The organism is Pilosibacter sp. YYHA0881, from assembly GCF_051602715.1.
GTDB classification, from domain to species: Bacteria; Bacillota; Clostridia; order Lachnospirales; family Lachnospiraceae; genus Alitiscatomonas; species Alitiscatomonas aceti.
In genome coordinates this window covers 3,123,814-3,149,429 of record NZ_CP175657.1, presented here as the reverse complement: position 1 = coordinate 3,149,429, position 25,616 = coordinate 3,123,814, and the positions used below count along the sequence as shown (strand labels likewise).

The window sequence follows — 25,616 nt, the reverse complement described above, 5'->3', positions numbered from 1 at the left end:
TATTACTCTACCCCCAACGCCTTAAACACTGCATCTTCCGCACTCTGATACGGAATCAGCTGAAATGCACTCATCAGATCAGCCGGAACGCTTGCAAAATCAACAAATGAGGTACTCGGAATCAGCACCTTCTTTGCACCGCTGTCCAGGCATACTTGAAGCGTATTGGCAAGTTCATCTACCTTTATCATTGTGCCACTAATTGTAATATCTCCCAACACTGCCAAGTTGCTGACAACAGGCTTTCCAAGGGCAATCGAACAAAGTGCAATCAATGTTGGAAGTGCCAGTTTATCTGTCATGCCGATACCCTGCAAATCCTGATAATTGATGATGTAGTCTTTGGTCGATGTGCTGATAGAGCCACTGATCCGATTGCCGTTGGCTTTCAGATAATTAAATGCCGTGTTCACCGCTTCCTTGCATTTAGAATCACTGCCTAAGCCAGTCCGTTCAATTTTGCCACTACCTGGAAGCATCTGGCTTTCCAAACGGAATACACCAATCATGCCACTTTTTCCTCTGGATACGGTATAAACCTGTCCCGGATTACACATTCCATCCGGTATCAGCTTACCACCACCCTGTTCTGGTACGGAAACATAATGTTCTGACATATCTTCTAGATCTATATAAGAGAAGTTTACATCATAAAATTCCATACCGCCCAGTTTCTTCAATTGCTCCTTGACACGGCGACGCATTTCCAATGCAATCTGAATAATTTCTTCCAGTTCTTCTTTGGTAAACTCACCATTTGGGTACATCAACTTCAGATAACCGTCTATCATACGACGAACCGCAATTGTATCACGCTGATTCAGATTTCTCCCCAAGCGGAAGTAGTGATCAAGTGCATCTCCATACTGCTCCTTGCGAAGCTCTCGGATGAACTCTGCCAAATAGTCACTGATAAAACCGTAATCATCGGTAAAATGCTCCGGTCTGAACTTCGGTATCTCCCATCCTGGAAGATAACAATGCATACGATCAAAAAATGCTGTATCTGTTCCCATTTCCTGCGGGAAAGGTGCAAACAGACTGGACGTTTTCAACAGCACGTCCACACTCTGATTGATATTTCCCACAAATACCATGGACGCAGTAGCAGCTTTTTCTTCTTTGCCACGGGCAAAAGAGCCGGATGCCATGTAATCCTTCATAATCTGAATGCCATCTTTATCTTTAAACTTGATACCAGCCACTTCATCAAAGGCTACACAGTCCCATAAGCCGACCAGTCCGACCGTTTTTCGTCCCATATTGTAAAACAGGTTTGCAACCGTCGTCTGTCCACCGGAAATCAAAATACTGTTCGGTGAAATCTCTTTGTAAAGATGAGATTTACCGGTACTTCTCGGTCCTAGCTCACAAAGATTAAAGTTGTTTTCAACTAATGGAATCATACGGGTCAGGAGCAGCCATTTCTCACGATATGTAAATTCATCTGGCTCCATGCCGATAGAACGAAGAAGAATATCCAGCCATTCATCTTTCGTAAAAGCCTTTCGTCCCTGCTTAAGTTCATCAATATCAATGTGTGGCATCTGGATTGGTGTCAACTTACGGATACTAATTGGTGAAATATCTTTCTGCTTTTTCTGTTTGGAACGAAGCGGATTTCCATCAATGTCCTCAATACCAAAGTTATTGTCGCCTTCAACCTCATAATCCAGCTGAACAATACACCAGATACCGCCGCAGAGCAGGCGATCAAATTTTTCTGGATATTCATCGGCAATCGGTACATTACCAACGCCCAAATTAGAAAACTCTGCAAAAAAGCAATCCTTTTTCATATCCAATCGAACAGTCACCATATCAATGATTGTGTGACTACCTTTTTTACGCAGCTGAGACAGAATTTTCTGTGATTCATCCGGGCGTACAAAGTTGTCAGCAAGAATACGCTTCACATTCTGTACGCCTTTCTCTATAACAGTCTCATCATCTGAGCTGCAATACTGTCCCAACAAGAACTCAAGAACATACACTGGGACATTCGCCCCTTCTTTAATTTTCTTTGTCAGGTCTTTCCGAACAATCTTACCGTCAAAGTTCTGACGGAGCTTGTTCTTTATTTCTTCACGGGTACTTTCACCCTCTGCAAATTGCTCCATCTTTCTCTCCTCCTGCGGCATTAACTAAAAAAATCAAACTCGTCCACCGCAAAGGCGATGTCAATTTGGAATGGCTCCCGCTGTGGCAGCTGTAATCCCTGCTCATCTGCAATTACCAGATAATAAGTAGCTGTATTGCTGTATTTCAGAGATTTCAAATTAAACTGACAACGAAAAGTTCTTTCTGAACCGTTATCGCTGGTCTTATCTGCAATAATCTTCTGAATATCACTAATCTGTTTGCCGTCCTCATCTGTAAAATAAACTTGATAGGTTGCTGCTTCACGATTTGTACTGACCGCATCTTTTTGATAGAAGTTCAACGAAAAAATCATATTGCTGATTTTACGGTTTGCGGACAGTAAATTGACCGTTACCGGTTTGGTATCATATTTCTGCTTATTTCGCCTATATTCCATAGAATCATTGCGGAGATAATGATACTCAATCACCGGAACAACCATTTCCTGTAAACTGATACCACCATGCACAAAATTCATACCGCCGCCATTCATTTTGATACGAATACTTTCTCTCGGTGCAAATCCATCGAATTCCGTATTTCCGCCCAAGAATTTTACAGGCATCAAGTAATCTGGTTGCACACCCTTCTGCATAATTGCATATCTTCTGCCATACTCCACACATCGCTTGATACTTTCTTTTTTTGTAATGTCAGAGTTTGTTACATCCACATCAAAAAAGCCTCTTTTATCTACCTTATCCTCTTCCTTCAAAGGACTGTATGTATAAAGAAATCCATGGTCTGCCGTAATTAAAATATTCGTTCCGCCAAATTCATTTACAATGATACGCACGAGGTTCTTCAATTCTGAAATCGCCTTGTCACACGCAGCAAAAACAGCAGTATCCGAAGTGTGGCTGGCTTCATCTATGGTATCGTGGTAAATATAGACCACATCCATACCTTTTACTAAAGCACTTCTTTCCGCTCGTTTCATAGCAATGATGTCATTATACTTTAAAGCCACGCTTGCCGAATCTTCTGTTTTCAGAACCTTATCCCTATAAGTACTTGCCGTAGACTGTCCATCTGCCAAAACCGTCAAAATATCGTTCCGAACCTCTACTGTCAGTTCTTTGTGCGGCAACAAAGCTGCCATACCAAACTTTGTAGTAGAAGGGAAGATACTCTGCATACTACTGATAGAAACCTTACTTTGCGTTTCTCGCTGAAGCTGATCTGCCATCGTAGCTGCCACTTCATAACGCATGGCATCTGAGATAATTACAAATACTTTCGTATCCGAGGTTTGGATACGGGAACGGTAAAAATCCTCCTGTTGAGGTACTTCCAGAACTTTACCGTAAGTTGCCAGTTCATCCGCACATACATCCGACCAGTTGTTGCCCAACTCACCTAAGAACCAGTGCGTATAAAGTCCTTCCACCTTATCGACAACATGCTTGAACAAATCATCCAGCAGAATATTGGAAGTCTCCAAACTCTTTTGAAAACTAAGATGGAACAAACGGTAATAAGTGTCCATCTGATAGTAGCTCTCAGTATATTCTTTCCAGATACTTTTCGCTTCTGCGGTATGGAATCCGGCAGAATGTTCCTTAAAGAAACTTTGCATATTCGCCACTTGTAAGATACCGTCATAAAAATTCTCAAATGGCTCATACCATACACAAGTTCTACGTTTTTCAACGGTATTCGTAATGATATCCACATCAATAATATGGTCACTAATCTCTGTCATTAGCTTTGTCAGAATTACTTCGTTAATACACGGAAAGCACTCTGTTCCTACCAAATCTTCTACTGTCAGCTTTTCAAAACGCTGATACAGACGAGCTTCATCCTCAACATAACGTGCCACATCATATAATTGCGGAATGTTGTCACTATGAAGCCATTCAGAAATAAAATCATAGCAATATGCCTGATGTGGCATGGAAATAAAACCGTCCAGTCCGGCAAGATATTCCTGCCGCATGGTACGGGTCGCCGCGGTTAAAAGTAGATGAATTGCCAATCGCCCAAGGTCTGGTTCCTCCTCCATAAATCCGCATCCCTGACGAACCATCGCCCAAAATGCTGCGTCCGCATGATATTTTACAAAATCCTGATAAACCGTATTATTATTCAAATCCAGTCCCGCCTGGAACACACTACGGAGAATCATATTAGGCTGTGCATCTTTCAATCCACAGATTGCCGCCATGACAGCCATGTGCAACTGTGCCGGTGTTTCCGGAACTTTATTCTGCGTGCTAACTTTCAAACGACGGTCTTTCGCATTGAAGTAAGCACGATAATTTTTAACCTGTTTCCTCATTGCCGGATTTGATATAAGTCCCATCTCATCCATCCAGATAGAAATCAGATCCGCCCGAAACTCTTCGCTGTAAAGCTCCACATCCAGAAGCCAGTTATCATCTGGGCGGTTATAGACACACGGACTGTAAACCAGATAATTTGTGGTCAAATCATCTACTGAAAGCATTTTTTTTACAGAAAACGCATTATTTCCAGTCAGCGCAATCACCTTTGCATTTTCCAAAACCACTTCATCCAGTTTATCCTCAAATTCCTTATCTTCATCGTACCAGAAAATGATACGACGCTGATAAAACTCAGGAAGAGGTGCAGCAAACCTGCGATTTAAATCTTGTATTATTTTATCTGTATCCATGCTGTCCTCCTACCTTATAATTTTCCAATTTGCTTTTCGTTTTGTTCCGCCCTGCACCAATCTACCTTTTTCCTGTAAAGAAGCAAACATTCGAGAAACCGTTCTTTTCGATATACCCATTTTTTCTGCATAATATGCCTGTGTTGCAGATGGATTCTTCTCTATAATCTGCAACAATTTTTCTATCTGCGTCTGTTCCTTATTAAGCGGCACTTCAGCGCCATTAGTGCCATCATCAGCGCCACATTTAACGCCATTAGCGCCATTTTTAGTGTCATTGGCGTTAATTATGGCGTTATTGGTATCAACCTGACCTCGATAAATATTGATACGCAAATCAACTTCGCCACCAATAAACTCCGGCTCCTGCAATCCGGCAGCTTTTACTTTGTCTATAATTCTCGGAATGCCGCTTCCCCAATGCTCGATCAGATTCATGTAAGCAAACGCATAAGCAAGAGCTTCATTTCTGATTTTAGAATAGCCTTCTTTCATACGCTCCATCGTTTGTCCCATTGGCAACTTTCCTGGAGAAGTAATTTCCAATCGGTTGTCATATACCGCTACCTGTATCGTACCATGATCCAGATAACTACGATGTACCATCGCATTGATAATCAACTCACGAATGGCATCCGGTGGAATCTCATAAACATCCTGGCGATAAATTCCCACAATAGTAGCACCCAAATGAATATTTCTCAGGACAAACTGAAATGCTTCGTCTATCTGTTCCCAAAGCGGACCTGTATATTCTCTACGGTCAACAAATACTGCTTTTGTTGTCCCTTTGAACACACCACATTGTGTTGCAACATGAAGTCCTCCGTTACCAGTCAAAATAGCAAATGCATTAGATGGATAATCTTTTCCATCACGCTCAATTAAAATGCCCCAGGAGCGCAACTGCTGTCTTCCCACATCTTTAATCGATACTTTCTGTTCCTCTGTACGAGCATTTCTGACAGCCTGCTCTTTCATAGCTTTGCAAAGGGCATCAATATCTTCATCTGTAACATTTAACCCAGTACATAAAGCCTGATCATAGTAACGATTACTGCCCTCAAACAATAATTCTTTTATCATATACTCATCGGCAAGACGTGTAGTTCCTGCAACACGGACATATACACCGCCATCTCTGCCAAGAGCTTTTATATAATATGGGCGCTGTCTGCCCTCAGAAACCTCTACCACAATAACCGTTTTACCATCAACCGTCTGTAAAGTGATATCAGGGATAATTGCCGGTTCACAGCTGTCCGATACGGCATTGGCAATGGCATCCATTTTCTTGAATACCTCTTCCTTGTCAAAACCGACAACCTCTCTGGTTTTATCGGCAATTCCGAAGATGATTTTTCCTCCGGTTCCATTTGCAAAGGCAACCACAGACTTCATATATTTGATGCTTTTCTCTGGCAAGTTCTCTTTGAACTCCACATTCTTCGATTCTCCTGCAAGAATTTCTTCTATGGTCATCATAACACCTCGCTCTCAACTCGCTATGTAAATCATAGCCTTTTTATTATTTCATCTGATATTCCAATTTTAATTCCTCTGCAAGATACAGATCACTCATACAGTGCATATCAGAAACACCGTCTCGCATTAGCTGATAGACTTCGGAATGATAAAATAATCCCAATGCCTCATCCAGCGAAAGTCCCTGTTGTTTGGCAAAGCACTCAATGACACGAGCATATTTTTTCTGAAGTAAAATCGGGTTTGCCGTCATAGTCGTATTTTTAATTTTGGGATCTGTCATCATATGCAAACCTTTCCGTTCTTTTACCAGAACTATTTTCCCTTTTTACATTGACTTTTTCCCTTACAACGCATATAATAATAGTAACTCATCTAACACGTTTAGAAGGAGAATCCGGTTTTCGCATTGCGATTACCGGTTTTTTATTTTGTTTCTTTTTCAATCTCTTTTATGTAATTTTGATAATCTTTTTCATAATCTTTCTTGGCACTTACAAAAAATACTGGATAAGCTGTTATCAACTGCACCCTTTTTTCGCTTTTCTTTTCAAATACAATCAGATAATCTAATTCTTCTTCCTGATAACGTAAGTACAAACGTTTTTTCTTTTTAGAATTTATTTTTTCCCAATATTTTACCCGTACGTCGTTTTCATTATACAGTTCAATAACTTCTTTAATCCACCCTACACGTAATGCACGATACAAACATTTTGCACGGACATTTCCATCATTCATTGTAATCACTTCTGTTCCTGAAATACAATTTTCCGAACAAAATGCAGATGAAATATCATTTGTACATGGTTTTATATCAAGTTTTGCTTTCTGCTCTATACTTGCAGAATGCCAAAATATTTCTGCCTTATTTTCTATCCATTTTAAAGGCACATAAATTTCCATACCTTGAAATAGGGGTCTGTCTTTCGTTGCAATGGTTTCTTTAAATCTGTTATGGCAATTATCAAACATTTCAGATAATTCTAATGCTCTATCAATAGCAATAGGAGTTAATTTCTTTTTCATTTGTATTTTCCTCCTATTTCCTTGGTTCCCAAACGAATAAATTAAATTTTGATTCATAACGAGCTGTTGATTTATCAATATTCTGTTTTTTCTGTAATGCGTTTACAAACTCAATTTTCCCTTTGTTCGCCATACTTTCAATTTCCAGATTTCTGTAATGATATGCCAGTGCTCCATTCAACAAATCTGTCAATTGTAAAATTTCTGATTCCGCAGAGTTAATCTGTCCAATATGTGTAATTACTTCTCCGTTAAAATCATAAATATTATTACACATGACTTCCTTTAATTTTTGGATACGCTTACCTCCTTTTGTATCTTTTATGTCAACCAGAATGTGATACTCATTTTCTTGTCGGATAATCGGATCCAGTGTTCTAAAGTACATTTTATAATACCACAAATCATAATCATCATTATTATATTTTGTGTGATTCAATTTATCTTTTCCTGTAGCTACCAACCCACGATAATGTAAATCACTATTTCCCCAAAAATACTCAAGTAATTCCAGATAAAACTCTATTTTTGACTCAGAAACTTTTGTCCATTTAATTTCAAAGCGACTATTCAGACCATACTTTTCTTTTATTGCACGAATATCCGAATATATTTGTTTCCTTTTTTCGTTTAAGCAATACATTGCCCCAAGAACCATAATTGAAGAATTATCCTTCTGCAAATGGCAACTCTCATCGCAAAATACAGTATATAACATTGTCCGCCCTCCCTTACTTTATTTTAGCTAAAACATCCTGGAAAATTGCATAATTCTTTTTCACGCCATCATCCAGATCAATAGAAATCATCTGATCGGCAAGGTGATGAATCTTTTCTTCGTAGGTTCTAATCTCGGTATCCTGTGCCTGCAAGGTTGTCAGCTTTTTGTTCAGCTTCACACGCTCACCAGTAGACACGTTAGCAATACGCTGTTCCAAATCAGCAATGGCAGTACGATAACGGGCCTGCTGTTCATGCACATAATCGGTACGGATACGGGCAATGGTGTCCGGCTGATAGCGGTGCATATAAATCAGAGCCTTAAAACCGTTCTTCTTACCGCTGTCAAACAACCAGTAAATCGGACGTTTCTGATAAATTTTGCAATGATCTTTGTAAAAGTCATTCAAGAAATAATTCCGAATCACCTCTTTTGGCTGACCCTTGCCATCCAGAGCGTCAGCAATGAATTTCAGGTTTTCATCCAGTGTATCTGCACCGTAAACAGTTTTCACAAATTCCACGAACAGACCGACAATATCATCCTCAAAATATTCATCGTCGCAAATCGGGATAATATTATCCTTATCCGCAGCAAAAGAACTATATTTGCTGTTATCCCATTCTCCACCTGCATAGACAAGACCATCCACATTCAGAGAGTAGCGACCAAACATACAGCCAACCGCATAGGAAATAAAAGAGCGAATATCTCTGCCAAGGTCAGCCTTGCGGACAGTGACATCCTTATCCTCAACCTCCGGTGTCAATTCGTCCTGCAAGCCATAAATGTCGATGAAAATACGGTTGAGTTCTTCCTCATTGGCTTTCAGCTGGTTGAAGCGGTCATCACATTCAGTCTGCCACTGGGTAAAGGCTTCAGCAATGGTAGGAACTTTGCGAAGCAGTGGATAGTGTTGGAAGTCCCATGAGGTTTCAAAGGCATCCCAATCATGCTTTGATATTTTTATGTTTTCCTTAACAATATTAGATATTCTGTCATCGTTTGATATAATGACTGGCAATGAAGCAATATGCCCTGACTCATAATTAAGAGTCGGGCTTAAAGCCCCTAAATACATTAGTGCTACAATAGAGTTTAAATATGCAATATAAAATTCGTCTTTTCCTTCTGGCACTATTGCCTTAGCACCACTACCAAAAATTGAATGGTCTGCAATCCGCATGGATGGTGCTCCACTTGAAATTCCTGACCATGTAATTACTCTCTTAAAATAACTCTCTGTATTAAATAATCTCCTTGACCAATGTTTAGTATTTGGATCTTTGGGATTATGTGTAACCCAATACTTAATTTCTTCCCCGTTATTTCTCCAATTAACCACATATTCATTGTTGCCATACCATTTACGATAATCGCCGCCTTTAGTCATCGGATACCATGTATATATTATTTCTTCCGTTTCTTGCATCGAATTTGTATTAAAAGAAATTAAAGGCAAATCCACCTCATACCATAGACGTAAAAATCTATTATTATCACCTGTTGTTAATCCACCACATACGTTTTCTAATTTTCCAAGTGCTTTTCCCTTTTCAAAAGCCGTAACCGCTTTCGACGACAACCAATACGCCACTGGACTTCCCGGAATTTTAGAAAAATTATCAGCACTTTGTTCATAATAGAATCCACAATCATGGTTTTCGATTGCTTCCAATGTCTTCTGTCTCTGAACTTCCATACCTCCACGGAAATCTACAAGTCGCAAATAGCAGCCTTTTTTCTGTACATGGCGATTTTGGAAAGCAAAAGTGCATACAGGAACCGTTGCTTCTTCAAATGCAGAATATTCAAACTGAATCAGTGCTTCAATGGTTGCTTGGTGATATAAATAATTACGCATTTTCTCATAGCTCTGAATGAACATCCAAACATAAGGCGTAAAGAATCCACAGTAACCACTCTGTTTTGTCATTTGAGAAGCATGAATGACAAATGCAGAGAAGAAATCGCTTTTATAATCTGCGTAATTATTTTTAATAAACTCATTCAGCTTCGGGTTCATATTAGATGCACCCATATACGGCGGATTCGTCACAACCGCATCATATTTCTGTGCCAGAGCTTCTGCCACCTGTACCAACGGCAGCAATTCTCTCAATGCCGTTTCACGGGACATATTTATATCTTCCGCAATCTCTGCAAAACGTTCATACAGCACAGTCCAATCCTGTGGTGTTACAGTCAGAATTGAGCCATATTCCTTTGCATCATGCAATTCTTTGATAAGAGTGTCCATCGCTGTTGTGAGCTTCGCATCGCCATTGCAAAAATAGTCCACAGCAAATTTATCTACATGATTGCTCTCCACGATGGTATACACATGGGGCTGAATGCCACGGCTGAAGAAGCGGCGGTCATACTGACGGGCTTTCATCATTACCGCAAAGTAAGCCAGCTGTGCCGCACGGTCATCAATATCCAAACCATAAAGATTGTTCTCCACAATGCTTGCCACCGCTTCACGGGTGGTATAGCCGTAGGATTCATAAATCTTCATCAACACATCGAACATATACGCCAGAATATGACCAGAACCGGAGCATGGGTCAATGACCTTCAGCTGATCCGGTGTCAGTGCGGCGTATTCCTTGCGAATCTCGGCAAGCTGTGCCTGCACTTCCGGCTCCTGCTCGGCTTCTTCCAGATAGTAATGCCATTTGGTATCTTCCGGGTCACGGTTTCCGGCAGCATAAGCAGACTGTTCTTCCTCTGTCGGTAAAAGCTGTTCTTTCACATCCGGGTGTCCCTCCAGCCACAGGCGACCAAGGCTGTTCTCTACCATATAGCGAACAATCCAGTCCGGTGTGAACAGCTGAGTTGCTGCAGGGATGTTTTCTTTTGTGATTTTCACATTCTTTTTCAGTGCTGCGAAAACATCGTCTTTTTTCTCGCTGTTATAATACTGATACAACCAGCCGATGATCTGAACAGCATCCTTCCAGTCATCCTCCGGTATCAGCTCGATCATCTGCTGAATGACGCTGCCTTCACGGAGTAGATTGTCCGGCAGAAGAAGCTCAGTATAATCCGCAATCTTCTGGAACATTCCCGGCAGAATCTTATTCAGAGCGTTGCACTGGACAATCAGTAGATATTTATACAGTTCTTCGGTCTTTTCTGCATCTTTCAGCTCATAGACTTTTTCCATATCCAATCCAGCCAAATCCAGATGAATAGCTTCGGCTATAATCTGCGGCTTAAAGTTGTTTTCCTCGTCCGTGAATACACGCACATGGGAAGGAAGATAGCCATTGACTTCCATGAATCGCAGAGCAGAGAAGCGGTTGAACCAAGTATAGGCAACCTCCTCCATGACCTGTTTATAGCCTTTATCGTTAATCTCGGCAATCAAAGCCTGACGTTGTTTCTTTTCATCAGCGGTGAGGACTTTGCCGCCAACGCTGTCCGCATTGGCATCCTCAATGTTGTCCTCTGTGATACCGTACTCCACACCTTTCAGGGAAACACGGGCGATCAGCTCTGTTCTTGCCCAGACAGCAAATTTTTTAATTGCATTCTTATCCATACTCGTCTCCTTAATTCAGCTTGATCTCGTCGCAATTCTTCAGCAACTGTTTCAGCTGAGAACGAATCTTCTCTACATAATCATCAATATCAGCATCCGTCTGTAAAGTCTTTGCCTGGAATACAACCTGTCGGTTATAGGCACGAACCACTTTCTTCTTTGCCGGAGCTGCTTCTTTTCCCGGCTGTATCGGCTGTACTGGCGGCTTTGGTGCAGGCGGAGCCAGAACAGATTCGATATTGCTGACCGTATCATCCTTATACTGGCACATCGGCAGGAACATGGCATCCAAAAGAGCAAGGCTCTTTAATTCTGCGATTTTCTCCTTGCACTGGCTGAAATATCTGTCCGACTTTTCAATCAGATGGGATGCCTTGGAATCGCCGTTTGCGGCAGTGTGAGTTGCTTCCATACACTGACGAACCGTTTCCAGAACCTCGGCACGTTTTTCTTCCAACATCTTGTCATGGGCAGTGCGAACCGTATCCATCAACGGATTCAGTTCACGAATCCGATTATAGTTGAACTTACTTCCGGTCTGAACCATGGTAATCAAACGGATGGTATTCAGTGCCTTGTGTGCTTCCTCATTTTCTGCAATACGGTCAAGGTCATCATGCAGAGATTTTTCAAACTGTACTGCCTGGTCGAATACTGTTACCTGGGTTTTGAAGAAGTTTTCAATGCCGTTGCTCATGGCTTCTTTGTTATCAAAGAGAGCATCCTCTTTTTTCAGCACACGCTCAATTAAGGCAATGTTGTCTTTCTTCTGGGAAAGTACATCATCCATCAGCTGAATAGCAGTCTGTACCAACGCACGATCCGGGTATTTATGTCCGTCATAACGGGCATCCAGAGAAGCATAGTAATCACGCTGTTCACTGAATTTCTCAGTCACAAAGCGAATCAGACCATCTTCATCATCCGGTACATCCATAACATCGAAATAATCCCGGAGCATTGATTTCACATCACGCAGCATCGTTGCGGAAATGGTTTTACGCTTACTGATAGAAGTCTTACCGATCTCACTCTTTTTGCGGAGCATATCCGGTAGTTTCGGGTCATCCGGCTGAATGGTATTGCCTGCGTACTTGATGGTTACTTTCTGGGAATAAATCAGCTGTGCCGCAACCGCAGCAATGTCGATTTCTTTCCATCCATACGGAATCGCACTGTATTTGCTTTGCACATCTGCCATAGAAGTCGGCAGCTTTTTCGCATCCTGCATTTCCAGATATTCTTCCATGGCAGAAGCTGCATCCCGGTTCGGTTCCATGCCCGGAAGTGCTGTTACCGCACCTGTCAGAATCGCAATAATATCTGCGTCACTGCCTGCATTATCTGTAATCAGGTCGAGCTTGCTATATACATGAGCAACCAGATATTCAAGAGACTGGTCAATCTTGCTCTTGGCATTTCCGGCTTTGATTTCCAAATGCTCACCATCTACATAGAACTGCGCCCCTTCAATGGCATTTTGCAATTCGGTCATAGCACTCAGCTCATATTTTCCGGCTTCGTCCTGCTGATCACTGATAATTTTCTGCACACTCTTAGGAAGCTGGCTTACATTTCTCTGCTTTACATACTTACGAATCTTCATGGCAGATTCCAGAGATTCATAATAAGGCGTATCAGCCAGAACCACGATTGCTTCATTACCTTTGGACTCTGCCATCAGTCGGTAATCTGTTTTTTCAATGGCATCGGTAGCAACGGTCAGGAAACGCAGACGCATACCACCTGTTGCCACTCCAACCGTAATGCCATCTACCATCTGATCAAAAGCAAAGTCATATTTTCCATAACGGAACTTTTTAGTTGTGAAAATGTCGCCGTAAATCATCTGGGCGATACGCTCTACAATAGATGCGGTATCCACATTGGTGTCTCTGATTTCACGCTGAATGTCTTGTTCTTCATCGGTCAGAAAGTTATAGGTATCACCGGTTCTGCCGATATAATTCTGGCTCATCAGACGATCAAGGCATCCACGGACAGCTTCACGCATGATAATCTTATCCACACGAATATCATCTGCCATAAGGATAACGATATTGTCCAGATTGGAAGGAATATCATCAATATAGCGAATCAAATATAACAATTTCAGTACATCCACATCCTGCTGTTCAATGCCATCGCCGTTGTCAGCAGCTTTCTGGCAACGCTCGATTACCCGGCGGATAGAACCGTCCAGGAAAGTATGTACGGTATCATAAAAACGGAAGAACGGAACAAGTGCGAATTCATCCTTCTCTTGAATTTTCTGTGCAGCTTCCTGGAAACCGGACAGCATGGAACGCTCACCACCGGACAGGTGCTTGCCGGAATTTCCGTGTTTTCGGATTTCAGCAAACACCTTCTGCATAATGATGAACTGATACGGCACGAACGGAAAGTTCTCGGTAAATTCTCTCGGACCGGAATAACCTTTAATATCCAGAATAGAACCGCTGAAGCTGAACAGGTTGCGAAGAACAGAATCGTTCTGCTCATAAACACCTTCCAGGTCTTTGGCTGCTTCCGGTTTCTTTTTCAGAATACGCTTCTGAATGACCTCATCTACGGAGGAAGAAGATAAGCTCAGTCTTGTTTTGAAACGAGCCTGGATGCGGGAGAACTCATCGGCACGAACTTTAATGATTTCATCAATGGCTTCCTGCCCGGTGCAGATTACCCAAATCTTGCCTTCGCACTCACTTCCGATTTTCTCAGTCAGAGACTGGAGATTCAAAAGCATATCCGTATCTGTTCCCACATACTGACCAACCTCGTCAATCATAAACAGTAGGCGAAAGTTGGCAGGCTTGGTATCCACATAGGCTTTCATATCTTCCACAAGCTGTGCGATAGAAATTTCTGTTGCAGTTTTATCATTAAACCATGCCTTGGCATCGTCCTCACTCATATCCAGAACTTCCATCAGTGTCGGGATGATGAACTTGCCATTGAAAGCAAAGGCACGACGCATTTCCAACCAGGACTTGCCTTTCTTTTTTTCAAAAACTCTGCGGAACTCCTCGGTTTTTCCCTGCTGGTCAATATAACGCTCCATCATGGCAACTTTCAGATTTTCACCGTAAAATCCCAGATGGTTGTAGAACATCTTTGCAAATACACGAAGTACGGCAGTCTTGTCTTTATTGCTGAAACCTTCAATATCAATGTTGAAAAGAATGGTTTCCGTCTGTCCCTTCGTTGCACGGTCAATCAGCATAAAGGTTGCCGGATCGTCCTCAAACTTTTTACGGAAACGTTCTACACTGCGGATACCTTTTACCTCTTTATTTTCCAGAAGGTAGGAAAGCATTTTCAGGAAGTGAGATTTACCACTTCCAAAGAAACCGGAAATCCAAACACCCATATCAGCCGTAGGCTGGTCAAAAGCATCACCGTAATAATTGAAGAACGTAATGAAGTGTTTCTTCAATTCTCTGGTAATGACATATTCATTTAACTCCTGCTCGATTACATCATCAGCAGCCTGATCTACTTTAATTACACCATTGATTTTACGGTTAATGTCATCCGCAAACATATCTCGAATCATCATGGCTTTATCCCCCTTAGTCTATAACATTGAATGCCCGGTAATAATCATTTGGTGCCAGACGATTAAACAGTTTTACATGACGACCATCGAACTCACCCGGATACATCACCAAAATCGGAACATCCGAAAAATACGGTTGCAAGGCTTCCAGTAACGTATGGATTCTCATAAATGGAAATACCTCACCTACCCCCGTCAGCATCAGTACATCGCCCGGTTTATGTGGTTCATACTGAATTTTATCAATAAACTCTCTATTTCCGATTGCGGAGTTAAGCTGCTCCAGAAGATAAGCACTTCCGTCAACTTCTTCCATATCGGGAATTGCATCTGTGATGTCCATATCATCGCAGATAGAAAGAAATATTTTATATAAATTACAAACAATCAAATGGCAATCTAAGGACTGATCTGTTTCCAGCTGATTTACAAAATGGCGGACAACCATTTCATTTTCAGGTTCATAACAAAAGATTCTGATATTCACTTCATTGCTGAGTCCTTTGCCTTCCAGAAACTCTGATTCCTGGATCAATGCCCGAACTTTGTCCAGGCGCTCTTTTATTTCTCTCATCGAGTTACCTCCTACACAAAGCAATTAAACGCCGGAAGTATCGCCGTATCGCCATTGCTTCTAATGGCATTTTCCAAAACAGGATGCAGCCATACTGGATTCAAATGATCTGCCTTGAGATTATCGAGATATTCTGTTTCGACAAGCACTCTGGCAATAATCTGTTTTAACTTTGTTATTGTAGTATCGCTCCAGGAAGCCACGGTATCATTCTGCTCCTGCAAGCGCATAAAAAATGTATTCGAATCAATCTTACCAAAAGACGTGTCCCTTAATCTGTACTTCTCACCAATGACTGTCAGCATAAATTCCCAAACCAGCCGGTTCTGCTTCATCAATGCATACAGACAAATCTGTTTTGCTACATCCGTTGGTTGTGACGCAATCGCAAAAACCAGAGAATCATCATCCAGTGCATGAAGCCGTTTGATGCAGGCTTTCGCCATGCGTGTAATAGATTTTTCAGTTGGATACTGAAAAAGATTCTGCTCTACAATTTCTTTTACAATCGCATCATCGGAAATTCCTTCTGACATAAGCTTTGCAGTGGAACGCATTTCATAAAAAAGGAACGGCTCTCTGGTCAAAGATGCAATATAAGGATAAGAATGATCCATGTTCCCGCACCTCCTTACTGCTCTTCTTTTTTATCAGGAACAAATTCCATGATGTCTCCCACATCACAATTCAAAGCAGAACATATCTTTGACAGAATCTCTGTACTTACATTTTCATCTTTTGATAATCGAGACATCGTTGTTGTACTAACTCCTGTCATTGCACGCAAATCTTTCTTCATCATTTCTTTATCAATTAACAATTTCCACAATTTTTTGTAACTAACTGCCATTTTTTCACCTCAATCTTATTTGCTTGAAATATCTGTTCACATGCTAAGTCATGAACCACCAGTTCAACTGGTGGTTTGATTATGCCCCTATAAGGGGCCTATGCCTGCAACGCCTGAAAGGCGGATGCCTCAAGCACTTATACCGGCTAGCCTCTAAAAGAGGCTATCTTCTAGTATCTTCTCTTTTCGATTCTTCTTTTTGTTGCTGAATGTATTCCTTTACCGCATCTTCTGTGATATTGCCTACTGTTACGACATAATATCCTCTGGCCCAAAAAGCTTTTGACCATCCATTTACACTTTCCGGATATTTATCGTGTATCATTAATGCACTTTTTCCTTTTATGTACCCTACCACATCTGACACTTTTTCGCTTGGTGGAATGCTTAAACACAAATGTACATGATCTGCGCATACTGCACCTTCTACTATTTCTATGTTCCGGTAATCGCACAGTTTTTTTATTATTTCTCTTACATCTGCTTTTAATCTTCCATACATAATTCGTTTTCTATACTTTGGTATAAACACTATATGATACTGGCATTTATACCTTGTATGTGATAAACTACTACTGTCCACGTTGGACCGCCTCCTATTCTCTTTAGTATTGGCTTGAGACACCTTTACTATTGTATCATAGGAGGCTTTATTACACATTCTACAACGTCACTACTACACTATTCGCCCCAGCATAGCTGGGGGATTAGCTCTTTCATTTATCAGCATATCACAAAAATGCGTTTCAAACAATCTAATCTGTTAAAAATCGTATTTTAACTCCGAAATATCGCAGTTAAAATTACCAAAACCACATCTTTATGGTAAATAGTAACCCGAGAATCCCATTTGAAGCCCAAGAATCCCGCTTTGTAAATAAGAGTCCTGTTTTGTAACCGAAATTCCTTGTTTGTAAATGAAAGTCCCTGTTTGTAAGCAAGATTCCCAGATTTTCATTTCCGTTTCGATATGATATAATACGTTCAGCAATAAATTTGCGTACAACAACCAGAGATCAGTTCCCTCTCGAAATTTTTGTATTCGGAGCATCCATCCCTGTTTTGATTGGATAGAGTTGTTCTATTCTGGCGGCACTTAGCAAATTTATCTGTTACTTTTTGAGAAGTTTAGGCTTTAAGATGATGTTCCCGCGGCAGCCTCCAGGGTCTCGTGCAGGCACGGACTTTGGCCCGCTGCCCGCGTAAAAAGGCGCTGCTTTGCAGATACATTCCCATCTGCTTTGCAGCGCCTTTTCCGGGGCGGTTCCTTTATTCAGTTCTGCGGCTGACGAAACGCCTGACCGCCTGTTTCCACTATCCCTGGATCCGCTCCAGCTCCATATCCTCCGGCAGGATCAGATTCAGCAATATGGATACGACAAACACCACAGCTACCACATTGGCGGAAAATACGGACTGGACCACCTCCGGAAATATCCGCCACAGGTCGATCTCACTGGCCGCAGTAAAACCGATACCCACAGAGAGCGACAGGGCGGCGATGGTCATGTTCCGCTGGGTAAATCCAGCCCTGGAAAGCATCTGGATCCCCGATACCATGATGGTCCCGAACATCATGATCGTGCACCCGCCCAGAACGGATTCCGGGAGGGATGCAAAAAAGTTCCCCACCGGTGGCAGGAATCCGGCCAGCAGCATACAGCCGGCCCCGGTGGCAATGGTAAAGCGGTTTACGACCTTCGTCATGTTCACGAGCCCCACATTCTGGGAAAATGAGGTCACCGGAGGGCATCCGAACATGGCAGAAACGACGGAAGCAAAGCCGTCGCAGGCCAGGGAACCGGAAATCTCCTTTGAGGTGATCTCCCGGCCCAGCCCTCCGGAGACCATGGCAGTCGTGTCCCCGATGGTTTCTGCCGCAGAAACCATAAAGATAATGGCAACGGAAAAAATGGCTCCCATATGGAATTCCGGTGCAAAGGGCAGAAGCGCTGGCAGGGAAACGATTCCCTCTGAAAAGATCACTGACAGATCCACCTTGCCCATAAACACCGCCAGGATATATCCCACCACAAGTCCTGCCAGCACAGACAGCTGCTTCAGATATCCCCGTGCCAGGATGTTCCAGCCCAGACAGACGGTTAGTGTGACAGTTCCCAGAAGCAGATTGGAGGCCGAGCCGAAATCCTCCGCGTAGCCGCCTCCAAAGGATCTGGCCCCCACCGTAAACAGGGAATATCCTATGGCGATCACCACCGACGAGGCGACCACAGGGGCAATGATCTTTCTCCAGTATCTGGCAAACAGGCCGATGACGCCCTCAAAGACTCCGCCGCAGATCACTGCGCCTATGACGGCCGGATATCCGTAGCTGGCCGCCACGGTGCTCAGCACCGTAACAAACGTAAAGCTGACACCCATGACGATCGGAAGCCTGGAACCGATCCTCCAGACCGGAAACAGCTGGATCAGCGTTGCGATCCCGGCCACCAGCATGGCATTCTGCAGAAGAACGGCGACCTCTGCCTGGGAAAGCCCCCCTGCGGCCGCAATGATCGTGATCGGCGTCAGATTCGACACAAACATGGCCAGAATATGCTGGAGTCCAAAGGGCACTGCCTTTAAAAGAGGCACCCTCCCGTCCAGCCTGTATATGTTGCTGATGCTGCATTCACTGTTCTTCATACTCTTATCCTTTCCTGGTTAAAATGCGGCTGGGGGATCCTCAGCCTTTTTCTCCCTCTCTGCCTTTCTTATTACCCGCTCATAGGAGACCCACAAAAACACCGCCGCTGCCGTCCATGCCGCCGGATGGCAGAAGCATGTAAGAACGTAGCTTCCCATTTTCATGGCAAGGACCGCCGTCACCAGCCTTGCCAGCAGCTCTGCGATCCCCCCGGCCATGGGCAGGAAGCCGTATCCGCATCCCTGCATCACGTTCCTATATACAAAGATCGCACCCAACGGGACAAAAAACACCACACAGATGTTCATATAGGTCCTGGCCCAGGGCATCACGGCGCTTATATCACCTGCAAAAAAAAGGCTCATGGCCGGACGCAGGAAAACAGTCCCCAGGACTGCTGCCATAACTGCATAGACCACTGTTACGGTCATGCCCGCCCGGACTCCCTTTTTCACCCGGTCCAGATCCCCTTTTCCAAAATTCTGGCCGGCATAGGAGGCCATGGCCTGGCCCAGGGCGATCATTCCCTGCTCCACCAGTGTCTCCAGCTTTCCGGCCGCCGTATAGGCCGCCACCGCCAGGGAACCAAACTGGTTCACAGCCGACTGCATGACCATGCCCCCGGAGGCTGTAATGGCAAACTGGAGAGCCATGGGAATTCCAATGGACAGCTCCCGTCTGACGTCTCCTCTGTGGGGACGCCACTGACCGGCTCCCGGCGTCAGATCCGGCGTTTTTAAGAAAATATACCCACCGCATAATACTGCCGATACTGCCTGGGAAAGCACCGTTGCCAGGGCCGCGCCTTCCACGCCCATGCCTCCGCCCACGATCAGCGCCAGATCCAGCGCCACGTTTAAGCAGGCGGAAAAGACCAGAAAAAACAACGGGACCCGGCCGTTTCCCACAGCCCTCAGAAAGGCAGAAAACAGGTTATAGAATACACAGGCCGCCGTTCCTGCGGCAATGATCCTGATATACCGGCCCGCCTCCTGGAAAATGTCCTCCGGTGTCTGCATGAGACGAAGGAGCGGATCCATGACCGCCAGGAAAAAGCCTGTGAGTACCACCGTTGTGACAGCTGAGAGAAAGATCCCCGCAGAAACACTCCGCTTTACACCGGCCGTATCCCCGGCTCCATACCGCTGGGCCGTCAGGATCGTAAAGCCGGAGGTGAGTCCCTGGGCAAAGCCTGTGATCAGAAACATGATGATCCCGGTGGAGCCCACGGCCGCCAGGGCTCCGGCTCCCATATACCGGCCCACGATGATCGTATCGGCCATATTATAAAACTGCTGGAAAAGATTTCCCAGCAAAAGCGGTATAGTAAACCGCAGAAGGACCGGCAGGGGCCGTCCCTTTGTCATATCCGTTCCCATATGACGCCTCGCTTCCTTTTAATTTCCCGGTTTATTTTAGCGCATCCGCAGAAAGGCTGCAAGTGGATTTTCCGCCGTTTTACAGGCCGCGCCTAAAACAGATCCAGCATATTATCCAGATACATCTCCTCTCTCACATGGATCTGATATTCCGGCCTGGTCATGTAATAAAGAAGGAACTCCAGGACCAGGGCGCTGCCCAGTCCACGGCCTTCGATCTTAAAATCAGAAAAGCCCATGGGAAGATAGACGCTCTGGATCTCTTCTGCTCCGATGAATCCTGGATTTTTCATGGCTCTGGAAAATCGGTAGCCCTCCCCTGCGCCGGGAGCCGTACAGCAGTGGTCCGGACCGTCCTCGCCGAGATTTTTCCGGCTGACGGCCTCGTAACAGCGTTTCCTGTCCCTGCATCCATAGAAACAGCATTCGTTGCACAGGAATTCCACCTTAGCCTTCTGGCGTTCTGACAGCGTATCCCATTGGTCAAGGGCCTTATTCAGCCGGAAATCCGGCACTGCATAGCGAAACTCCTCTCTGTCGACCTCCTCTGTGAACCGGTCAAAATCTGTCAGTACCTTTGTGGTGGAGGAAACAAAATAAAGGCCTGGATATTTCTTTTTTAAATACTCCAGCAAAAGCTCCGAATGAACGATAACGCCGTTTTTCGTTTTCCCGCTCTTCTCAAACATGGCGCAGAGAGCGTTGCATTTCCGGTCCGCAAGATGCTCCTCCCTGAGCAGGGAATTGCTGAAGGTCAGACGGGCAGAGATCCCGTACTTCTCCAGCAGCGCCAGGACCTCTCCCGGATCCTGGTCTCCTTCCCCGACACGGCCCCCGCCCCAGATGCATCCCGCCGGAGCGCCGTATATGGAGCCGATCCCGCACCATTCGTAAAAATATTCCCTATGTTCAAAAAATAACGGCAGAAATCTCTTGTACAGCACATAAAACTCAAACAGGCCCGGAAGATGGAAGTACGCCGTTGTTTTCCCGGAACTGATTCTATCCTGTGGCATATATGGTCTCTCCTTTTATGTAAACTTGGCATTCCGCTCAATGCACGGCACCTGTTTCAGCCGCATCTGTCCGGCCGTCCAGATCCAGGGATGCTCTCGCCTCCCTGTTCCCGGCCCCCATGGGATCCACAGCCTTATATGTGATCGTCCGGACTATTTTTCTTTTTCATTGGTGTATATCTCCATTTGCGTAGCAGGTGCATACATGTGTGTAAAGAGCACCGTTTTCTGTTGCAGGGCATTCCATGGTATTTTCCCCGCCTATGCCGCTGGCTTTATTCTCATGGTCGGCGTTACATTTGCCGGCTGTAAGCTGAGGGAAAAAGGAACGAGATAAGATGGGGCCGGACTGCTGTCCGGTCCGTTTTTGTCCGCTTCATAATTCGTATCACAAAATACATAGAAATACAATCTTTTTTACTCTTAAAAAGCTCAATATGGCATCCGTCGTTAAAAGACGCGCCGTATTGGAGCCATCTAGGTTAAATCGGGACAGTCAAAAAGCAGGCGTCACAATGGTTCGCGTTGTGTTGTCTGCTTTGGTTTACGCGGGCAAGAACCAAAGTCCATGCCTGCACGAGACCTTGGCGACTGCCGCTCATGAGTGATCGTCATTAAGAACAATATTCCAAAGTTAAAATCAAGCTTTATAACATACAATTCATAATCACGCTTATCATCATTTCTTTTTCTTCTGGTCTGGACTCTGCGATCATAATGGTTAGTGCTACTAAAGCAGCATCTTCTATTTTCTTTTGTCCATCTATAAACAGTACTTCATTTTTATCAAGAAAATAGAGAAACATTGTCGCAGCAATTCTTTTATTTCCATCGAAAAAGCTGTGGTTCTTGGTCACCAAATACAGCAAATTTGCAGCTTTTTCTTCCAAAGATTCATAGATATCTGTTCCTCCAAATGACTGATAAATATTACCGATACTGCCTTTGAAAGAATCATCCTTTTCTTTTCCAAACAAATCGGATTCATCTCCGAATCGCATGCTCTGGATCACGTCCATACATTCCTCATAGGTAAGAACATATGTCGCACGATTTCCTTCTGGCCGTGTCATATTCTGGTGATCATAAGAATCCAGTAAATCCAGTGCACTGCTATATTTTTCTATTACAGAAAGAACCTGCCTGCTATCCAACTCGTTTTCGGTCCGCTTCATAATTCGTATCACCTCACCTAACTGCTTGATACGATTATCATTTACTGCGTAGCCCTTCAATATGTACTGTTTAAGAACTGAATTTGCCCAACGCCGGAATTCAACGCCTCGTTTTGATTTTACACGGTAGCCGACAGAAATGATAACATCCAGGTTATAATATTCAATTTGTCGTTCTACTTCACGTTCACCCTCTTTTTGAACTGTCGCAAATTTTGCGACAGTTGCCTTATCACTTTCTAACTCTTCTCTCAAAGCATTATTAATATGTTTACCAATTGTTTTTACATCCCGGTCAAAAAGCTCAGCCATTTGATTTCTATTCAGCCAGACCGTCTCATGATCTACTGCCACAGGAAGCGTTATCAATTTATCCTCTGTTTCAAAAATTACAATTTCATTTTTGTTCATATCGTTCCTCCAATTCTATTCTTTTTTCCTTCATCAACTTCTGCACCTTAACGTAATATGCAATTAATCTGAGTACGTACTCCGGCATCTGTCTTCTTCCCGCTTCCCATTCCTCTAATGTTCTTAGTGGAATATCCATGTATTGTGAAAATTCTGTCCTGTTCATATCCAGCATTTCACGAATTCCTTTTAATGTGCCTATCTGCTTTTCAATCCTTTCTTTTTTGTCCATCTCGCTCTCCTTATGTATCCACTCATTGTGTGGATATAGTATCACAAAATATAAATAAATACAATATTTTTTGAAAAAAAGTCAAATATGGTATGCATCGTTAAAAGGCGGGCTATATTGGTTTTTCCACCGGGCCGTCCAGGATGATGGGACTGCCGTTCATGAGTGATTGTCATTATGGACAACATTTTTGTATCAAAAACAGCTATGCACCGATCCGTACATAGCTGTTTGAGATTGCCAATATTTAATTGGTAAAACTGGAATTTACCGTAGTGACATGATATAAATTTGGCAAGGATTCCTTTCATCCCATAGGGTAGGAAAGACTTCAAATTCCTTAAATCCCAGACTGAGGTAGAAACGATTTGTGTTATCATATTCCTTGTAGTGTCCCATTTGAACAGTCTTTACCTGAAGAAAAGTATATCCTTTTTCTGAAGCAAGTTTCTTGGCATTCAAAAATAGTTCTTTTCCAATTCCGTGGCGATGATACTCCTTTAATACGCCCATTACGCTTATTTCCAGTGTGTCTTTACTCGTTTCTTTTAAGCATAAAAAACCTGTTACTTGATTTTCGTCAAGTGCAGCAAAGAAAAGTTGCTCTGTACTTTCTCTGATGTAATTTTCTCTTGCTTCATCTATGCCGAACCAATCAGGTAATGCTTCTAATATCAGTCTTGCAATTTTCTGTTTATCGTCATAATCCTCAATTAACTTAATTTTCATCATCTTGTTCCTCTATATAAATTCTAGTTTTCTACCATTATATCACAAGCACTTTTACTTTCATAGATAATAAAAATCCCAAAAGCAGGCAGCGCAATTTTTCATTACGCTGCCTGCTTCTATTATTCCGCTGCTTCCAGCATGTTTTCAATAAATATCCCGTAGCCTTTTGTGGAGTCCTGGATGAATACATGGGTGACGGCTCCGATGAGCTTGCCGTCCTGGATGATGGGGCTGCCGCTCATGCCCTGTACGATACCGCCGGTGAGCTTCAGAAGCTCTTCGTCTACAACACGGATCACCATCCCCTTATTTTTCTGAAGACTCGTGTGATCCACTTTTTGAATTTCGATCTCATAATCTCTCACCTCCCCCGATACATCGCTGCGGATAAAGGCCTGGCCCTTGTGGACGTCCTGGCGGAAGCCCACGGGAATGGCCTCGGACTGGAATCGTTCCAGGAACCGGCGGTTGACGGTTCCGAAGATCCCCTCCTCTGTATTGGCGGTCACTTCCCCCAGCTTTGTGCCTTTTCCGTAATAGATGACCCCGGACATGACTCCGGGCTTTCCTGATGTTCCTTTTTCGATCCCCATGATCTGGGTATCGTAGAGCTCTCCCTCCCGGATATCCACCAGCTTTCCTGTGTCGCTGTCACTGATCCCATGGCCCAGGGCGCCGAAGGAGCCGTTCATATCCACGTAGGTGACGGTTCCGATCCCCTGGGTATCGTCCCGGACCCAGGCCCCCAGCTTATAGGTCCCATCCTCTGCCAGCACCGGCTCCAGCTCCACCTTTAAAAGCTCCCCGTCCCTGCGCACCTCCAGGGAAACGGGACTTCCGCTGCTGGCGCTGACGGCCTGGATCAGATCGTCCTTATCCTCCATCTCCTGTCCGTTGACTGTCTCGATGTAATCTCCGGATTTCAGAACGCCGAAGGCCGGCTCCACCACGTTGCCCGCGTCGTTGACGATCTCCCCGGTGCCAACGACCATGACTCCCCTGGACTTCAGATAGATCCCCACAGGTACGCCGCAGGGCGCGGCATACATCCCGTCCACCACATCCACCTGGATGTCCTTCATGCGGATCAGCCCGAAAAGCTTCATGCCCAGGTGGTAGCTTCCTTCAGATGCGCCATACATGGACACCGGCTCTGCGGTCTGGATCCGGACTTTTCCTGCGGGGATGTTGGACGCGTTCCCCAGGACTACCTCCTCGCTGTCGCTCTCCAGGGTGACGCCCGGAGGCAGGGTAAAATGGAAGATCTCCTCCTCGCTGACCACCAGGTTCAGACGGTCCGGCACTGCAAACTTCACATAGCCCCATGTGAACGCAATGGTAAAAACCAGAGAAAAACAAAAGACACCGGCCAGAATCCTTCTCAGTCGTTCCTTTCTTGTCACGGCAAAACCTCCTCTTCTTTATGATTCTGCCCCGGCTTTTCCCTGTCCATAACATACGGCGTCTGCAATT

At 44.0% G+C, this 25,616-nt stretch carries 19 protein-coding genes; all 19 read right to left on the bottom strand.

What is annotated here, in order from left to right:
• Positions 1-2: 2 nt before the first annotated feature.
• On the bottom strand, positions 3-2,120 hold the full coding sequence (gene brxL / locus ACI6NM_RS14870; protein ID WP_438500983.1) for a protease Lon-related BREX system protein BrxL: 2,118 nt from the start codon (positions 2,118-2,120) through the stop codon (positions 3-5).
• A gap of 20 nt (positions 2,121-2,140) precedes the next feature.
• Entirely contained in the window at positions 2,141-4,783 is a 2,643-nt protein-coding gene (pglZ, locus tag ACI6NM_RS14865) for a BREX-1 system phosphatase PglZ type A (RefSeq protein WP_438500982.1), read from the bottom strand.
• Between the two features lie 9 nt (positions 4,784-4,792).
• The gene (locus tag ACI6NM_RS14860) at positions 4,793-6,265 is read right to left on the bottom strand and encodes an RNA-binding domain-containing protein (RefSeq protein WP_438501113.1); all 1,473 of its coding nucleotides are present in this window, start codon (positions 6,263-6,265) and stop codon (positions 4,793-4,795) included.
• Positions 6,266-6,311: 46 nt separating this feature from the next.
• Positions 6,312-6,521, bottom strand: a complete 210-nt coding sequence (locus ACI6NM_RS14855) for a DUF3791 domain-containing protein (RefSeq protein ID WP_438501112.1) — start codon at positions 6,519-6,521, stop codon at positions 6,312-6,314.
• Between the two features lie 173 nt (positions 6,522-6,694).
• Entirely contained in the window at positions 6,695-7,297 is a 603-nt protein-coding gene (locus tag ACI6NM_RS14850; protein WP_438500981.1) for a hypothetical protein, read from the bottom strand.
• Between the two features lie 13 nt (positions 7,298-7,310).
• A complete protein-coding gene (locus tag ACI6NM_RS14845) occupies positions 7,311-8,015 on the bottom strand; it encodes a DUF3800 domain-containing protein (protein WP_438500980.1) in 705 nt (234 codons plus the stop codon).
• Positions 8,016-8,028: 13 nt separating this feature from the next.
• On the bottom strand, positions 8,029-11,568 hold the full coding sequence (gene pglX / locus ACI6NM_RS14840) for a BREX-1 system adenine-specific DNA-methyltransferase PglX (RefSeq protein WP_438500979.1): 3,540 nt from the start codon (positions 11,566-11,568) through the stop codon (positions 8,029-8,031).
• A gap of 10 nt (positions 11,569-11,578) precedes the next feature.
• Positions 11,579-15,127 carry a BREX system P-loop protein BrxC gene (gene brxC / locus ACI6NM_RS14835; RefSeq protein ID WP_438500978.1) on the bottom strand — a complete coding sequence of 1,183 codons (3,549 nt, stop codon included), beginning with the start codon at positions 15,125-15,127 and terminating at the stop codon, positions 11,579-11,581.
• Positions 15,128-15,140: 13 nt separating this feature from the next.
• Positions 15,141-15,701: a BREX protein BrxB domain-containing protein gene (locus ACI6NM_RS14830; protein WP_438500977.1), complete on the bottom strand. Its 561-nt coding sequence runs from the start codon at positions 15,699-15,701 to the stop codon at positions 15,141-15,143.
• 11 nt (positions 15,702-15,712) lie between these two features.
• A complete protein-coding gene (locus ACI6NM_RS14825; RefSeq protein ID WP_438500976.1) occupies positions 15,713-16,318 on the bottom strand; it encodes a BrxA family protein in 606 nt (201 codons plus the stop codon).
• Between the two features lie 14 nt (positions 16,319-16,332).
• Positions 16,333-16,551, bottom strand: a complete 219-nt coding sequence (locus ACI6NM_RS14820; protein WP_002578407.1) for a helix-turn-helix domain-containing protein — start codon at positions 16,549-16,551, stop codon at positions 16,333-16,335.
• A 163-nt stretch (positions 16,552-16,714) separates the two neighbouring features.
• Positions 16,715-17,134, bottom strand: coding sequence for an IS200/IS605 family transposase (tnpA, locus tag ACI6NM_RS14815; protein ID WP_438500975.1), 420 nt, complete (start codon positions 17,132-17,134; stop codon positions 16,715-16,717).
• 731 nt (positions 17,135-17,865) lie between these two features.
• Positions 17,866-19,197, bottom strand: coding sequence for a solute carrier family 23 protein (locus ACI6NM_RS14810; protein ID WP_438500974.1), 1,332 nt, complete (start codon positions 19,195-19,197; stop codon positions 17,866-17,868).
• Positions 19,198-19,215: 18 nt separating this feature from the next.
• Complete coding sequence (locus ACI6NM_RS14805; protein WP_438500973.1) at positions 19,216-20,577, bottom strand: MATE family efflux transporter; 1,362 nt, start codon at positions 20,575-20,577, stop codon at positions 19,216-19,218.
• Positions 20,578-20,669: 92 nt separating this feature from the next.
• Positions 20,670-21,593 (bottom strand): hypothetical protein, encoded by a 924-nt coding sequence (locus ACI6NM_RS14800; RefSeq protein ID WP_438500972.1) that lies wholly within the window; start codon positions 21,591-21,593, stop codon positions 20,670-20,672.
• A 647-nt stretch (positions 21,594-22,240) separates the two neighbouring features.
• Entirely contained in the window at positions 22,241-23,179 is a 939-nt protein-coding gene (gene rhuM, locus ACI6NM_RS14795; RefSeq protein WP_438500971.1) for a RhuM family protein, read from the bottom strand.
• Positions 23,166-23,411: a helix-turn-helix domain-containing protein gene (locus ACI6NM_RS14790; RefSeq protein ID WP_438500970.1), complete on the bottom strand. Its 246-nt coding sequence runs from the start codon at positions 23,409-23,411 to the stop codon at positions 23,166-23,168. Before ACI6NM_RS14790 ends, rhuM begins: the two co-directional genes overlap by 14 nt.
• Before the next feature lie 267 nt (positions 23,412-23,678).
• Complete coding sequence (locus ACI6NM_RS14785) at positions 23,679-24,143, bottom strand: GNAT family N-acetyltransferase (protein ID WP_438500969.1); 465 nt, start codon at positions 24,141-24,143, stop codon at positions 23,679-23,681.
• 119 nt (positions 24,144-24,262) lie between these two features.
• Entirely contained in the window at positions 24,263-25,546 is a 1,284-nt protein-coding gene (spoIVB, locus tag ACI6NM_RS14780; RefSeq protein WP_438500968.1) for a SpoIVB peptidase, read from the bottom strand.
• Positions 25,547-25,616 lie beyond the last annotated feature (70 nt).